Here is a 14,611-nt window from a genome sequence, read left to right as displayed (position 1 = left end):
CGCGCGACCCCCACGCGGCGGGCGGGGGCGAGCAGTCGGCGAACGGTCGCTCCCGCGCGACGAGCGGTCGCCCGGCCGCTCCGGGGACCGGGCCGCGTCAGTCGCGGTCGAGCTGGACGTGCTCGGGGGTGTGCAGCCGGACCATGAACCGCGAGGCGTGGGCCGGGACGCGCGAGCGGGTGGCCCGCGAGACCAGGACCATGGTGGCGAACGCCGCCGGCACCGCCCACGCGGCGGGCTGCCCGACCAGCGCCGCCAGCCAGCCGCTCTGCCGGTCGACGAGCAGGTTATCGAGCACGGCCGCGCCCGTCAGCGCCCCGCCGACCACCAGCCCGGCCAGCGCGCCGGTCGCGGTCAGGCCGCGCCACCAGATCCCGAGCAGCAGCAGCGGGCAGAAGGTGGCCGCGGCCATCGCGAAGGCCAGTCCCACCACCGTGGCCACGCCCACGTCGCGGGCCAGGAACGCCAGCGAGAAGGGCACCACCACGGCGACCACGGCCGCCACCCGGAAGCCGGTCACCGGCTCGAGCCGCTTGGCGGTCACGTCCTGGGTCAGCACGCCGGCCACCGCGACCGTCAGCCCCGACGAGGTCGCGAGGAAGGCCGCGAACGCCCCCGCGGTCAGCAGCGCGACGAGCAGGTCGCCGCCCAGGCCACCGACCATGCGGGCCGGCAGCGCCAGCACCACGGAGTCGCTGCCACCCGCCGCGAGGTCGGGGGCGTAGAGGCGTCCGAGCGCGCCGTACACCGGCGGGACGACGTAGAACAGCCCGAGCATCGCCAGCACCGTCAGCGTGGTCTGCCGCGCGGCCCGGCCGTCGGGGTTGGTGTAGTAGCGCACCACCACGTGGGGCAGGCCCATGACGCCCAGGAACGTCGCCACCATGAGGGAGTACGTCGAGTACAGCGGGTGGTCGCCCGCGAAGTCGATCGGGTCGGCCCAGGCCAGGCCGTCGGCGCCCCCGACCAGCAGCGACGGGTCGGCCGGCGACCGGGCGCCGTCGCCGATCCACACCACCACGAGGAAGACCAGCGGGACGAGCAGCGCGGTCAGCTTCAGCCAGTACTGGAAGGCCTGGACGAAGGTCACCGAGCGCATCCCGCCGGCCAGCACGTTGAGCAGCACCACCACCGCGACCGCCAGGCCGCCGGACCACGGCGGCAGCCCGGTGGTCGTCTCCAGGGCGACGCCGGCGCCCTGGAACTGCGGCATCAGGTAGAGCCACCCGATCGCCACCACCAGCAGCGAGCTGGCGCGGCGCACCCCTCGCGAGCGCAGCCGGGCCTCGGCGAAGTCGGGCAGCGTGTAGGCCCCCGAGCGCCGCAGCGGAGCGGCCACCAGGCAGAGCAGCACGAGGTAGCCCGCGGTCCAGCCGACGGGGTACCAGAGCATCTCGGCGCCGTTGCTGAGCACGAGACCGGCGATGCCGAGGAAGGAGGCGCCCGAGAGGTACTCCCCGCTGATCGCCGAGGCGTTGAGGCCGGGGCGCACCGAGCGCGAGGCGACGAAGAAGTCCGAGGTGGTGCGCGAGAGGCGCAGCCCCCAGCTGCCGATGGCCAGCGTCGCGACCGTCACCAGCGCGACCGCGACCAGCCCCAGGACCAGGTTGCCCTCGCCGGCGGCGGCGCCGGGGTCCATCAGGTCCGCTCGACGACGCGGGCGAAAGCGCGCTCGTTGCGCTCGGCCAGCCGCACGTAGCGCCAGGCCAGCAGCACCAGCACGGGGTAGCAGCCGAAGGCCAGCACGCCCCACGACAGCGGCATGCCCAGCACGTGCACCTCGGTCAGCCACGGCACCAGCCAGAACGCCAGCGGCAGCAGCCCGATGGTGAGCGCGAGCGCCAGCAGCACGCCCAGGCCCAGTCGCAGCTGGGCGCGCAGCAGGGTGCGCAGGTAGATCTCGCCGAGCTCGCTCTGCGCGTCGATCTCCGAGGCCGGGCTGGGTCGCGGGCCCAGGCGCGGCCGGGCGGTGCGGGGGCTGGTGACCCGGACGCGGGCCGGGGGCCCGCCGGTCGGGTCGGTCACGGCCGGGCCCGGCGCACCAGCAGGTCGCGCAGCTCGCGGGTGTGGCGGCGGCTGACCTGCAGCTCCCGTCCGCCGACCACGACCGAGCAGCGCCCGGAGTCCACCCGCAGCTCCTCGACGTACGCCGTGGAGATGAGCAGGGAGCGGTGGATCCGCACGAAGCCGGCCTCGGCCCACTCCTGCTCGAGCTGGCCGAGCGGCACCCGCAGCAGGTGGCTCTCCTCGCCGGTGTGCAGCCGGGCGTAGTCGCCCTCGGCCTCGACGTAGCGGATCTGGGCGACAGGCACGAACCGGGTGACGCCGCCGCGCTCGACGGGCACCTGCTCCTGCGCCACGGCCTCGGGCCGGGCGTGGGCGACCACGCGTCGCACGGCGTCGGCCAGCCGCTGCTCGCGCACCGGCTTGAGGACGTAGTCGACGGCGTCGAGGTCGAAGGCCTCCACGGCGTGCTCGTCGTGGGCGGTCACGAAGACCAGGGCCGGGGGCGTGCGGAAGCGGGTCAGCACCTGGGCCAGGTCGATGCCGCTGAGGCCGGGCATCTGGACGTCGAGGAAGACCGCGTCGACCTCGAGGTGCTGCAGCAGCCGCAGCGCCTCGGTGGGGGAGCCGGTGGCGTGCACCTCGCCCACCCGGGGGTCGCGGCCGAGCAGGTAGCCGAGCTCGTCGAGCGCCGGGCGCTCGTCGTCGATGACCAGGACGCGCAGCCCCGGCTCCTCGGCGGCGGGAGCCGTGCCCGACCCGGTGGCCGGGGCGGCCGACGAGCTCACGGGGTCGTCCCGGGCGCGAACTTGGGGACGCGCACGACGACCCTGGTGCCGGCGCCGGGTGCGGTCTCCACGACCAGACCGTAGTCGTCGCCGAACGTCGTGCGCAGCCTCTCGTCGACGTTGGCGAGTCCCACGGAGTCGCCCGTCGACTCGCCCGCCAGCACCTCGCGGATCCGCTCGGGGTCCTGACCGGCGCCGTCGTCCTCGACCGCGATCACGCACTCGCGGTCGACGTCGCGGGCCTCGATGGTGATGGTGCCGCCGCCGGAGGCCGCCTCGAGCCCGTGCTTGACGGCGTTCTCGACCAGCGGCTGCAGGCACAGGAAGGGGATGCTCACGCCCAGCACCTCGGGGGCGACCTGGAGCCGCACCCGGAGCCGGTCGCCGAAGCGGGCTTGCTCGAGCAGCAGGTAGCGCTCGATGGAGCGCAGCTCCTCGGCCAGCGTCGTGAACTCGCCGTGCTGGCGGAAGGAGTAGCGGGTGAAGTCGGCGAACTCCAGCAGCAGCTCGCGGGCCCGGTCGGGGTCGGTGCGGACGAAGGAGGCGATCGCGCCCAGGGAGTTGTAGACGAAGTGGGGGCTGATCTGGGCCCGCAGCGCCCGCACCTCGGCGCGCGAGAGCCGGTGGCGCTGCTCGTCGAGCTCGGCCAGCTCCAGCTGGCCCGAGGCCCACGCAGCGACCTCCTCGGTGGCGCGCAGCAGGTTGGCCGAGGGCGACTCGGCCAGCGCGACCAGCGCGCCCGCGACCCGGTCGTCGATGACCAGCGGGCTGGCGATGGCGTGGCGCACCAGGCAGCCCTCGGTCGCGCAGGCCAGCTCGTCGCGCCCGGCGACGACCGTGCGGCTGCCGGCCACCGCGCGTGCGGCCAGCTGCTCCGCGTGGTCGGCGTGGTGGCGCGACAGGCCGTCGTACCCCAGCAGGCGCTCGGTGTCGGCCAGGGCGACCGCCGCGGTGCCGAGCAGGCTGCGCAGGTGGCGCAGCGCCCGCTCGGCCGACTCCTCGGTCAGCCCGCGGCGCAGCGCCGGTGAGGCCAGCGAGGCGGTGTGCAGGGTGCGGAAGGTCGCGACGTCGGCGTCCGAGCCCAGCTGCGGGCCGGTGCGCGCGCCCGCGCGGCGGTCGTGCCAGCGGGCGCGCAGGGCGTCGAGGACCACGGGACTACCGGAAGTCGATGAGCTGCATGCCGGGGTCCTCGGGCGGCTCCCGGGTGATCGGACCGGTGGGCTCGCCGTCGTCCTCGAGGCCCGGCGGGGGGATGTCGGCCCCGGAGCGCTGCGGCCGCGGCGGCTGCTCCGGCCGGGCGGTCTCCTCCGGCGGCAGCTCCTGGTGGCGCACGACGGCGCGGTAGCAGCGGGTCACGTAGGGCACCTGCATGCCGTCGTGGCCGCGGCCGTAGTCGTCGTACAGCGCGCCGACCTGGGCCAGGACGCGGTCGCGGGCGGTCGGCGACATGGTCGCGACGTGGGAGACCGAGCGCGCGAGGTCGAGCAGGGTGGCGCGGGTGTGGGTGGCCCAGATCCGGAACGACGCGGTGTCCACGAAGCCGAAGTACGGCGTGCCCATGAGCGGGTCGGCGCGCTCCGCGGTGCGGGCATCGGGACGGGCCAGGGCGGGGTCGGCCTGCGGCGAGATCAGCCGGTCGAGGCGCTTGACCCAGGGGATCGAGGTGTCGAGGCCGTTCCAGGCCAGGGCGATCACGCCGCCGGGACGCAGCACCCGCGCCGCCTCGAGCAGCGCGCGGTCGTGGTCGAACCAGTGGAAGGACTGGCCGCACACGACGGCGTCGACCGAGCGCGAGCGCACCGGCAGGTGCTCGGCGGCCGCGGCGACGTGGGGCGCCGGCACCCGGCGGCCGAGCAGCTGCAGCATCGGCGGGAGCGGGTCGGTGGCCAGCACGTGGTGCCCGCGGCGGTGCAGCACCTCGGTCAGCTTGCCGGTGCCGGCGCCGAGCTCCAGGACGTGCGAGCGGCCCCCGCCGGTCAGCCAGTCGACGGCGGCGTCGGGGTAGGACGGCCGGGCTCGGTCGTAAGCGTCGGCCACGGAGCCGAACGACGCTGCGGGGGTGGGGCTCGACTCGCTCATGCTGCGCCGAAGATACCCTCCCAGCCGTGCCCTCCTCGCCCCCCGACCTCTCGCCCGACCCGCTCGGGTGGCTCGAGGGCCTCGAGGGCGTCCCGTCGGCCTTCGCCGCGACCCGCGACGGCATCGACGCCCTGCTCCGCGACCGCGGCCTGCGCCGCAGCACGCCCGAGCAGACGGCCGACTCGCTGCTGCGCGGCGCCCACGCCAGCGCGGTGCTCGAGGGGTCGGGGTCGACCCTGGAGCAGGTCCGCGACGGTGGGGGCGACGCCCCGGCCCAGGCGGCGGTGCGCGTCAGCACCGAGCTGCTCGGTCTGGTGCCGGTGCTGGGCCGCTCGCCCCTGCAGGCGCTGGCGAGGATCCACGCGCTGACCGGGGCCGCCGACCCCGGTCGCCCCACCACGCCCGAGGCGGCCTCGCGGCTGCAGTCCCTGGGGCAGGCCGTGGTCGCCACCAGGGTGCCGGCGCTGCTGGTGGCCTCGCTCGTCCACGCCGAGGTCGTGGCCGCTGCGCCGTTCTCGGCCCACAACGGCCTGGTCGCGCGGGCCGCCGAGCGGCTGGTGCTGGTCGCCCGCGGGGTCGACCCGGCGTCGCTCGTGGTGCCGGAGGCCGGGCACCTCGCGCTGCGCGCGGAGTACGAGTCCAACCTGCGGGGGTACGCCGGCGGCACCCGCGCCGGCCTCCACGCCTGGCTGCTCTACGCCGCCGAGGCCCACGCCCGCGGCGCCGAGGCGAGCCCGCTCAGGCGCTGAGCTTCCCTCGGGAGGACGGGGCACCCCGGACACAGGTGAGCGGCACCGTGCGTGCGTAGCTGTGTCTGCGCATGCGCGGTGCCGCTCGGACACACGGGCCTGATGACCAAGCGTGCATTCTCTCAGTTGTGGCCCCCGGATGAACCGGATGACCAGCCCCCTGTAGGAAGGGTGGATCGCCGCGTGGGTAACGGCTCCGTGTGTGGTCCTGTGGAGTTGTCGTGCCTCCTTTGTACGCCGCTGTGACGGGCACCACAAGGCTTGACATTCGCCGTCCACAGGGGCGCGCGCGTGTCGCGCGGAGCCGGGTCGGGGCGGCTCAGGCGGTGGCGCGGCGGCGGCGGGCGCCGACCCACAGGCTGGCGCCCAGCGCCACCAGCCCGCCCAGGCTGAGGACCGCCGCCGCCTGGCGTGCGGCGGGCAGCCGGACCCGGCTGCGCAGGGCGACCGGCTTGTCGAAGACCAGCACGGGCCAGCCCCGGTCGCGGGCGATCCGACGCAGGTCCTTGTCGGGGTTGACGGCGTACGGGTGGCCGACGGTCTCCAGCATCGGCACGTCGGTCACCGAGTCGCTGTAGGCGTAGCAGCGCTCGAGGTCGTAGCCCCGCTCGTCGGCGAGCCCGCGGATCGCCGAGGCCTTGTTCTCGGCGTACGCGTAGAAGGTGATCTCGCCGGTGTAGCGCCCGTCCACCACCTCGAGACGGGTGGCCACGACGTGGTCGGCGCCGAGCATCTCCCCGATGGGCTCGACGACCTCGGAGCCGGAGGTGGACACGATGATGACGTCGCGGCCGGCCGCGTGGTGGTCCTCGATGAGGCCGACCGCCTCGTCGTACACGAGCGGGTCGACGATGTTGTGGAGCGCGTCGGCGACGATCGTGCGCACCGTGGCGACGTCCCAGCCGGCGCTCATCGACGACATGAACTGGCGCAGCTTCTCCATCTGGTCGTGGTCGGCGCCCCCGACGAGGTAGACGAACTGGGCGTACGCCGATCGCAGCACCGCCCCGCGGCTGATCAGCCCGCCCGCCTGGAACTCGCGGCTGAAGGCCAGCGTGCTCGACTTCGCGATGATCGTCTTGTCGAGGTCGAAGAAGGCGGCGGTCGGCCCGCCCGCAGGTGCGGGTGTCGGTCCGGCGTCCGGTTCCATGTCACTGAGTCTAGGTCGGTTCCCGGTTTGTCCGGGTCGGTCCGGCCAGTTCGGGTCCACAGGCCCCCTCGGCAGGGGCTCGGTCCACAGGTGGGCGGCGGTGGCCGCAGCGGCGTACGTCCGCGGTGGAGCCTGCCCGCATGTCCAGGAGACGCGCCCGCCCGGCCGGCGACCCCAGCAGCGACCCGACCCGCGACCCGGTGCGCGAGCGCGCCGAGCGGGGCCACGCCGAGGCGCGGGCGCCCGTGCTGGTCTCGGACGACCCGCTGCTGGTGGCCGAGGTGCAGCGGCTGTGCGCCGCGGCGGGGGTGGTGCCCCGGGTGGTCCCGGACGCCGTCGGAGCGCTGCGCGCCTGGGCCGCCGCCCCGGTCGTCCTGGTGGGCGACGACGCCGCGGCGTCGCTCGCCGCCTGCAGCCCGCCGCGACGACCCCGGGTGCACGTGCTGGGCCGGGCCCCGGTCGGCGACGCGAGCTTCCGCCGGGCGCTCGGGGTCGGCGCCGAGGGCGTGCTGTCGCTGCCCGAGGCCGAGACCTGGCTGGTCGAGATGCTGACCGACGTCGGCGACGCGGGCGACGCCCCCGGGGTCACCGTCGGGGTGCTCGGCGGCAGCGGCGGCGCCGGGGCCACGGTGTTCGCCGCGGCGCTTGCGCGCGCCGCTGCCACGATCGGCCCGACGCTGCTGGTCGACGCCGACCCGCTCGGCGCGGGGGTCGACCGCGTGCTCGGGCTGGAGGACTCGGGCGGCATCCGGTGGGACGCCCTGCACCACACGAGCGGGCGGCTCAGCTCGCGCTCGCTCCGCGAGGCCCTGCCCGGCGGCGGTGGGCTGTCGGTCCTCACCTGGCCCGCCGAGCGCACCACCGCGCCGCAGGCGGACGTGCTCCGGGAGGTGCTCTCCGCGGCGCGGCGCGGCTTCGGGGCGGTCGTGGTCGACCTGCCGCGCCATCCCGACCCGGTGGCCGAGGAGGCGGTGGTGCGCTGCGACCACGTGGTGCTCGTCTCGACGCTGACGGTCCCGGCCGTGAGCGCCGCGGCCCGGGTGGCGGCCCGGCTGCCCGGCCCCACCCCCACGCGCCACCTCGTGACCCGGGCGGGACGGGGCGGGGTGACGCCCGAGTCGGTGAGCCGGTTGCTGCAGGTGCCGCTGCTGTGCGCCATGACCTCGCAGCGCGGCCTCGACGAGTCCGTCGACCTGGGTGCCGGGCCCGGCCACCCCCGCCGGGGCCCGTTGGCACGGGCCGCCGCGACCGCGGTGCGCGAGCTGCTGCCGGACCTGCCCGGCTCGGCGCCTGCCCCGAGGACCGCGACGCGGGCGGGAGCCGTGGCGTGACCGCGCCGGTCGGCGAGCTCGTCGACGTCGTCCGCGAGCGCCTGGCCCGCGACGCGGCCCCGCTGACCCCGCAGCTGGTCGCGCGGGCGCTGCGCGAGCAGGGCCGGCCCGTCGGCGACGCGACCGTGCTCGCGGTGCACGACGCGCTGCACCGCGACGTGGTCGGGGCGGGTCCGCTGGAGCCGCTGCTGCGGTTGCCCGGCGTGACCGACGTGCTGGTGAACGGTCCGGAGCAGGTCTTCGTCGATCGCGGGGCCGGGCTGGAGCGCACCGGGATCCGGTTCGACGACGACCAGGCCGTGCGGCGGCTGGCCCAGCGCCTGGCGGCGTCGGCGGGACGGCGGCTCGACGACGCGTCGCCGTACGTCGACCTCCGGCTCCCGGACGGCTCCCGCTTCCACGCCGTGCTGGCCCCCATCTCCCGGCCGGGCACCGTGCTCTCGCTGCGGGTCCCGCGCTCGCGCGTCTTCACGCTGGGCGAGCTCGTCGACGCCGGTGCCCTCGGACGGGAGGGAGCCGGCCTGCTCGAGCAGGTGGTGGACCGACGCCTGGCGTTCCTGGTCTCGGGCGGCACGGGCTCGGGCAAGACGACCCTGCTCAACGCCCTGCTCAGCCTGGCGGGGCCCCAGGAGCGGCTGGTGCTGGTCGAGGACGCCTCGGAGCTGCGGCCCGAGCACCCGCACGTGGTCGCGCTCGAGGCGCGGCCCGCCAACATCGAGGGTGCCGGCGAGGTGACGCTGCGGACCCTGGTGCGCCAGGCGCTGCGGATGCGGCCCGACCGGCTCGTGGTCGGGGAGGTCCGCGGGGCCGAGGTCGTCGACATGCTTGCCGCGATGAACACCGGCCACGAGGGCGGGTGCGCCACGGTGCACGCCAACTCGGCCGCCGACGTGCCCAGCCGCGTCGAGGCACTCGGCCTGGCGGCGGGCCTGACCCGCGAGGCCACCCACAGCCAGCTCGCGTCGGCGGTCGACGTCGTGGTGCACCTCGGCCGGGGGTCCGACGGGCGCCGGAGGGTCCGCGAGATCGGCGTCGTCGAGCCGTCCGGGTCCCGCGACGGGACGGTGCAGGTGGGCTGTGGGGTGCGCTTCGCCGACGACGGGACGCTGGTCCCCGGTCCCGGCCTGGAGCGGCTCGGCGCCCTGGTCGAGCCGTGACCGGCGCGCCGGTCGCGCTGCTGGTGGCGCTGGCCGTCGCCCTGCTGCTGCGGCCCGCCCGCCCCCTGCCCGTCCCGACCGGGGGCGCCGGCGGGGTGCCGCGCCCGCTCCAGGCGGTGGCCGTCGCGCTGGCGGTGCCGCTGGCCTGGGCCTGGCTGGAGCCGCGGCACCTCGTGCTGGCCCTGATGGCCACCGCCGTCACGCTCGGCGTGGTCCGCGGCGCACGTCGACGGCGCCGCGCGCGGGCCGCCGACCTGCGCCGCGACCGGGTGCTCGAGGCCTGCGAGTCGATGGCGGCCGACCTGACGGCCGGTCAGCCGCCCGTGCGGGCCCTGCGGGCGGCGGTGGAGGAGTGGTCCGAGCTCGCGCCGGTGCTGACGGCCGGACTCATGGACGCCGACGTGCCCCAGGCCCTGCGCCGGGTCGGTGGACTGCCGGGGGCCGCCGACCTGCGGACCCTGGCCGCCGCCTGGCAGGTCGCCCACGAGACCGGGGCGCCGCTCGCCCCGTCGGTCTCGCGCGCGGCCGACGCCGCGCGGGCGCGGCGGCGCACCTCGCGCCTGGTCGCCTCGGAGCTGGCGGCCGCCCACGCCACCGCCCGCACCCTCGCCGTGCTGCCCGGCCTGGTGATGCTGATGGCGGTCGGCATCGGGGCCGACCCGATCGGCTTCCTCACCGGCACCACCGGAGGACTGGTGTGCCTGGGCCTGGGGCTGACCCTGTCCTGGCTCGGCCTGTGGTGGCTCGAGCGGATCGCCGACGGGGTGCTGCGGTGAGCCCCGTGCTGGCGGTCGCGACGCTCGCCGCGCTGGCCGCCGCGCTCGCGTGGCCCACAGGTGCCCGGCCCTGGCCGCGGCCGTCCGGGGCCGGCCCGGCGGTGGCGTCCGGTCGGGAGTCGTCCGAGCGGGCGCTGCTCGCCCGGCTCCGGCTGCCCCTCGGGGCGCTCGCGGGCGCCGGCGCGTGGGCCTTCCTGGGCGGCCCGCTCGGCGTCGTCGGCGGTGTGGTGGCCGGGCTGGTCGCCTGGGTGGTCCTGGGGCGCGCGGAGGACCCGGGTGCCGTGCGGCGGCGCGAGCGCCTGACCGAGGAGCTGCCCACGGCGGTCGACCTGCTGGGGTGCTGCCTCGACGCCGGTGCGGCTCCCGAGCAGGCGCTGGGCACCGTGGGACGAGCGCTGGGCGGTCCCGTCGCCGAGGAGCTCGACGCCGTCCACGCCCGCCTCGAGCTGGGTGTCGACCCGCGCGCGGTGTGGCACGACCTGGGGCGGCACCCGCAGCTGGCCCCGCTGGGCCGCACCGTGGCCCGCGCCCACGACAGCGGCGCCTCGGTCGCCGAGGCGGTCCACCAGCTCGCCGCCGAGCTGCGGCTGCGCACCGAGGCAGAGGTCGAGGCCCGGGCGCGACGGATCGAGGTGAGGGCCGCCGCTCCGCTCGGCGCCTGCCTCCTGCCCGCCTTCGTGCTGCTCGGCATCGTGCCGATGGTCGCCGGCGTGTTCGGTGCGATGCGGGTCTTCGGGTGACCACTTGGCGTCCACAGCCCCGTCCGCGACCGGGGTTCTCCACGGATCGCGGACCGGTCGTCGCCGGGGCCGGTCCTCCGCACCCAACCTCGTCCACGACAACCAACCCCACCGGGCCGCGCGGCCCGGTCAGCACCCAGGAGAACTCATGCACACCACCGCTCCGGCCCTCGACCTCGCCGTCGCCCAGCCCGTCGCCCAGCCCGTCGTCCGGCCCCTCGCCGCGCCGGCCCGCCTCCACCTCGCGGTGGTGCCGCAGGCGGCGCGCCGTCGCGGCGAGGACGGCGCCACGACCGCGGAGTACGCCACGGTCACCGGCTGCGGCGTCGGCTTCGCCGGCCTGCTCTACAAGTTCCTCACCAGCGACTCCGGCCAGCAGCTGCTGTCGCTGATCTTCGACGCGGTCAAGTCGCTGCTGCCGTTCTGAGCGGCCCCGCGACCGGCGGCGCGGGACGGGCTGCCCCGCCCCGCCGGTGCACCACCCCGCGGCCCGCTCGTCCCCACCGGTCCGTCACCCCCGTCCTGCAGAGGAGCACCACCGTGAGCCAGGTCCCCCGAGGTCCGCGTGGCGAGCGCGGCGCCGTCACCGCCGAGGCGGCGATGGCACTGCCCGCCCTGGTCCTGTTCACCCTGGCGATGGTGTGGCTCGTGGGGCTGGGGGTGACCCAGGTCCGGGCCGTCGACGCCGCGCGGGAGGTCGCCCGGGCGGCTGCCCGGTCCGACTCCGCCGCGGAGGCCGTGGCCCTGGGCCACCGGGTCGCCCCGGAGGGAAGCCGCATCAGCGTGAGCCGGGTCGACGGCACCGTCCGGGCCCAGGTCACCAGCCCGCTGCGAGGCCCCGGCGGCCTGCTCCGCCACCTCGGCGGGGTCGAGGTGCAGGCCAGCGCGGTCGCCGTGCAGGAGCCCTCGTGAGCACCGGCCGGGCTGCGCCGGCCTCCGGTCGGGCTGCCGCTCGCGGCGTCGGCCGGGCCGGTGAGTGCGGCGCGGCGGCGGTCGTGGCCACGGCCCTGCTCGGGGTGCTCCTGACCGCGACCCTGGCCGCGGGCGGGGTGGTCGGCGTCGTGGCCGCCCACCGCGTGGCCCAGTCGGCCGCCGACCTCGCCGCGCTGGCAGCCGCCCGGGCCGTCCAGGACGGTCGTGACCCCTGCGCCGCCGCAGCCGGCATCGCCACGGCCAACCGGGCACGGCTCGGGTCGTGCCGGGTGTCCGGCTGGGAGGTGACCGTCGAGGCGGTGGCCCGGACCGGTCGGCTCCCCGGTGGGCCGCTGGAGCTCCACGCCCGCGCCCGGGCCGGGCCCACGACGTCGCTGGAGCCGCCGGGCTGACCGGCGCGGGCCCGCGCGCCGACGACCCGCTGGCCGTCGGCGGACGGCTCGGTGGACGGTTCGGGGGGACGGCTCGGTCTGCTCAGTCCCGGGGGGCACCCGCGAGCAGCAGGTCGAGCAGGACGACCGCGCCGGCCTTGTCGAGGGGGTTGTTCTGGTTGCCGCACTTGGGCGATTGGACGCAGGAGGGGCACCCCTCGGCGCAGCCGCACGAGGCGATGGCGTCGCGGGTGGCCTGCAGCCAGGCGGCGGCGGCGGCGTACCCCCGCTCGGCGAAGCCGGCGCCGCCCGGGTGGCCGTCGTGGACGAAGACCGTGAGCATGCCCGTGTCGGCGTGCAGCGCCGTCGAGACGCCGCCGATGTCCCAGCGGTCGCAGGTGGCGAAGAGGGGGAGCAGGCCGATGGAGGCGTGCTCCGCGGCGTGCGCGGCGCCGGGCAGGTCGGTCGCGGCCAGGCCCGAGTCCTCCAGCACGGCCGGGGGCAGGGTCCACCACACGGCGGCCGTCTCCAGCGTCTGCTCGGGCAGGTCGAGCGGCTCCTCGGCGATGACGTCGCCCGAGGGGATCCGGCGCTTGAGGAAGGAGACCACCTGGTGGGTGACCCGCACCTGTCCCAGGCTGAGCCGGGCGCGGCCCCAGGCGGTCGCCTCGCGCTCCGCGAGGATCTCGATGTCGACCACCTCGCGCGCCGAGGTGGAGTAGTCGGGGTCGTCGCGCACGACCACCGCGACCGACTCGTCGAGGTCGAGCTCGCGCACCAGCCAGGTCTCGCCCTGGTGGACGTAGACCGCGCCGGGGTGGGCGGTGCCGTGGGACGCGGAGTGGTCGACCGTGCCGAGCACGCGCCCGGTGACGTCCTCGACGAGCCGGACCGGTGGCCCCCCGGTCGAGCGGATGTCGGCGAGGTCGCTGGCGCGGCGCCGGTCGGTCCAGAACCAGCCGTGCGGCCGGCGGCGCAGCAGGCCGCCGGCGGTCAGCGCGTCGACGGCGGCGCGGGCGGCCGGACCGAACATGGGCAGGTCGACCAGGCGCAGCGGCGACTCGGCGGCCGCCGCGCACAGGTGGGGGCCCAGGACGTAGGGGTTGTCGGGGTCGAAGACGTTGGCCTCGACCGGCGCCCCGAGCAGGGCCTCGGGGTGGTGCACGAGGTAGGTGTCAAGCGGGTCGTCGCGGGCCACGAGCACGCCGAGAGCGTCGGTCGCCGACCGCCCCGCCCGGCCCACCTGCTGCCACCACGCCGCGCGGGTGCCGGGGAAGCCGGCCAGGAGCACGGCGTCGAGCCCGCTGATGTCGATGCCGAGCTCGAGGGCGTTGGTGGCGGCCAGGCCGGTCAACCGGCCCTCGCGCAGCGCCTGTTCCAGTGCGCGCCGCTCCTCGGGCAGGTAGCCGCCGCGGTAGGCCGCGACCTGGTCGACCAGCGACGGGTCGACCTCGGCGAGCATGCGCCGGCAGGCCGCCGCGACCGTCTCCACGCCCCGGCGCGACCGGACGAAGGCGAGCGTGCGGACCCGGTCGACGACCAGGTCGGTCATCAGGTCGGCGACCTCGCTGGCCGCCGAGCGGCGGGTGGGGGCGCCGTTCTCCCCGACCCCCGGCACGAAGGGGGGCTCCCACAGCGCGACGGCCGTGCGGCCGCGCGGCGACCCGTCGTCGGTGACCGCGACGACGTCGAGACCGGTGAGCCGGCCGGCGGAGACCTCGGGGTCGGCGACGGTGGCGGAGGCGAGGACGAAGGTGGGGTGGGCGCCGTGCAGGGCCGCGACCCGGCGCAGCCGCCGCAGCACCTGGGCCACGTGAGCGCCGAACACCCCGCGGTAGTGGTGGCACTCGTCGACCACGACGTAGCGCAGCGAGGCGAAGAAGCGCGACCAGCGGGTGTGGCCCGGCAGCAGCGACCGGTGGAGCATGTCGGGGTTGGTGAGGACGTACTCCGCGTGGTCGCGGGTCCACTCGCGCTGCTCGGGCGTGGAGTCGCCGTCGTGGGTGCCGACGCGCAGGTGCTCGAGCCCCAGCCGGCGCACGCCGGCCAGCTGGTCCTGCGCCAGTGCCTTGGTCGGCGAGAGGTAGAGCACCCCAGCGCCGCGCTGCCCCTTGGGGCCGCGGCTGGTCTCGACGTCGTGGAGGGCGGGCAGCAGGTAGGCCAGGGACTTGCCCGACGCGGTGCCGGTCGACACCACGACGTGCCCGCCCGCGTGGGCCAGGTCGGCCGCCTCACGCTGGTGGGTCCAGGGCCGCGGCACCCCGGCCGCGACGAACGCGTCGCGCACCGACGGCGCCAGCCAGGTGGGCCACTCCGCGTGGCGGGCCTCGCGGGCCGGGAGCACCTCGAGGTGGGTTAGGCCGTCCTCGCGCCCCGGCGCGCCGCTGAGGCGGGCGATCACGGAGTCCACGTCGAGCACGGTCACCGCTCAAGTCTCTCAGCGCGGTCCGACAGTTGCGCCGCGGCGGGCCAGCACCGCGTGGTTAGATGTCCGGGTCGTAGGCACACAAGGGGCGAGGGCCGGGGCTGAGCC

At 76.8% G+C, this 14,611-nt stretch carries 15 protein-coding genes; 8 read left to right on the top strand and 7 right to left on the bottom strand.

The window, feature by feature from the left end; all coding sequences use genetic code 11:
* Positions 1-97: 97 nt before the first annotated feature.
* The 5 genes from BLU55_RS12385 to BLU55_RS12365 are packed head-to-tail and all read right to left on the bottom strand — an operon-like array spanning position 98 to position 4,871.
* The gene (locus BLU55_RS12385; RefSeq protein WP_091730147.1) at positions 98-1,639 is read right to left on the bottom strand and encodes a sodium/solute symporter; all 1,542 of its coding nucleotides are present in this window, start codon (positions 1,637-1,639) and stop codon (positions 98-100) included.
* Positions 1,639-2,025, bottom strand: a complete 387-nt coding sequence (locus BLU55_RS12380) for a hypothetical protein (RefSeq protein ID WP_091730144.1) — start codon at positions 2,023-2,025, stop codon at positions 1,639-1,641. The genes BLU55_RS12385 and BLU55_RS12380 overlap by 1 nt, the downstream gene beginning before the upstream one ends.
* A complete protein-coding gene (locus BLU55_RS12375) occupies positions 2,022-2,792 on the bottom strand; it encodes a LytR/AlgR family response regulator transcription factor (RefSeq protein WP_091730141.1) in 771 nt (256 codons plus the stop codon). The genes BLU55_RS12380 and BLU55_RS12375 overlap by 4 nt, the downstream gene beginning before the upstream one ends.
* Positions 2,789-3,943, bottom strand: a complete 1,155-nt coding sequence (locus BLU55_RS12370; protein ID WP_172833907.1) for a sensor histidine kinase — start codon at positions 3,941-3,943, stop codon at positions 2,789-2,791. The genes BLU55_RS12375 and BLU55_RS12370 overlap by 4 nt, the downstream gene beginning before the upstream one ends.
* Before the next feature lie 4 nt (positions 3,944-3,947).
* Positions 3,948-4,871: a class I SAM-dependent methyltransferase gene (locus tag BLU55_RS12365; RefSeq protein WP_091730139.1), complete on the bottom strand. Its 924-nt coding sequence runs from the start codon at positions 4,869-4,871 to the stop codon at positions 3,948-3,950.
* 26 nt (positions 4,872-4,897) lie between these two features.
* Here BLU55_RS12365 and BLU55_RS12360 point away from each other — a divergent pair, with 26 nt between their 5' ends.
* Positions 4,898-5,620 (top strand): Fic family protein, encoded by a 723-nt coding sequence (locus tag BLU55_RS12360; protein WP_091730136.1) that lies wholly within the window; start codon positions 4,898-4,900, stop codon positions 5,618-5,620.
* Between the two features lie 319 nt (positions 5,621-5,939).
* On the opposite strand, the gene BLU55_RS12355 is transcribed toward BLU55_RS12360, so the two are convergent.
* Complete coding sequence (locus BLU55_RS12355; protein ID WP_091730133.1) at positions 5,940-6,770, bottom strand: HAD family hydrolase; 831 nt, start codon at positions 6,768-6,770, stop codon at positions 5,940-5,942.
* A 140-nt stretch (positions 6,771-6,910) separates the two neighbouring features.
* On the opposite strand from BLU55_RS12355, the gene ssd reads away from it, so the two are divergent.
* The 7 genes from ssd (at position 6,911) to BLU55_RS12325 (ending at position 12,099) form a co-directional block, all read left to right on the top strand.
* Positions 6,911-8,101, top strand: a complete 1,191-nt coding sequence (gene ssd / locus BLU55_RS12350) for a septum site-determining protein Ssd (RefSeq protein ID WP_091730130.1) — start codon at positions 6,911-6,913, stop codon at positions 8,099-8,101.
* Positions 8,098-9,258 (top strand): TadA family conjugal transfer-associated ATPase, encoded by a 1,161-nt coding sequence (locus BLU55_RS12345; protein WP_091730128.1) that lies wholly within the window; start codon positions 8,098-8,100, stop codon positions 9,256-9,258. The genes ssd and BLU55_RS12345 overlap by 4 nt, the downstream gene beginning before the upstream one ends.
* The gene (locus BLU55_RS19495; RefSeq protein ID WP_157682844.1) at positions 9,255-10,034 is read left to right on the top strand and encodes a type II secretion system F family protein; all 780 of its coding nucleotides are present in this window, start codon (positions 9,255-9,257) and stop codon (positions 10,032-10,034) included. The genes BLU55_RS12345 and BLU55_RS19495 overlap by 4 nt, the downstream gene beginning before the upstream one ends.
* Positions 10,031-10,774 carry a type II secretion system F family protein gene (locus BLU55_RS19490; RefSeq protein ID WP_157682843.1) on the top strand — a complete coding sequence of 248 codons (744 nt, stop codon included), beginning with the start codon at positions 10,031-10,033 and terminating at the stop codon, positions 10,772-10,774. The genes BLU55_RS19495 and BLU55_RS19490 overlap by 4 nt, the downstream gene beginning before the upstream one ends.
* 148 nt (positions 10,775-10,922) lie before the next feature.
* On the top strand, positions 10,923-11,201 hold the full coding sequence (locus BLU55_RS12335; protein WP_091730126.1) for a DUF4244 domain-containing protein: 279 nt from the start codon (positions 10,923-10,925) through the stop codon (positions 11,199-11,201).
* A 113-nt stretch (positions 11,202-11,314) separates the two neighbouring features.
* Positions 11,315-11,686 carry a TadE family type IV pilus minor pilin gene (locus BLU55_RS12330; protein ID WP_231916855.1) on the top strand — a complete coding sequence of 124 codons (372 nt, stop codon included), beginning with the start codon at positions 11,315-11,317 and terminating at the stop codon, positions 11,684-11,686.
* Positions 11,683-12,099: an Rv3654c family TadE-like protein gene (locus tag BLU55_RS12325; protein WP_091730119.1), complete on the top strand. Its 417-nt coding sequence runs from the start codon at positions 11,683-11,685 to the stop codon at positions 12,097-12,099. The genes BLU55_RS12330 and BLU55_RS12325 overlap by 4 nt, the downstream gene beginning before the upstream one ends.
* A gap of 82 nt (positions 12,100-12,181) precedes the next feature.
* On the opposite strand, the gene BLU55_RS12320 is transcribed toward BLU55_RS12325, so the two are convergent.
* Positions 12,182-14,503: a DEAD/DEAH box helicase gene (locus BLU55_RS12320; RefSeq protein ID WP_231916854.1), complete on the bottom strand. Its 2,322-nt coding sequence runs from the start codon at positions 14,501-14,503 to the stop codon at positions 12,182-12,184.
* Between the last annotated feature and the right edge of the window lie 108 nt (positions 14,504-14,611).

Origin of the sequence: Nocardioides scoriae, from assembly GCF_900104965.1 — a bacterium.
GTDB classification, from domain to species: Bacteria; Actinomycetota; Actinomycetes; order Propionibacteriales; family Nocardioidaceae; genus Marmoricola; species Marmoricola scoriae.
The sequence above is the reverse complement of the archived record's forward strand: the minus strand, read 5'-3'. Positions and strand labels throughout refer to the sequence as shown.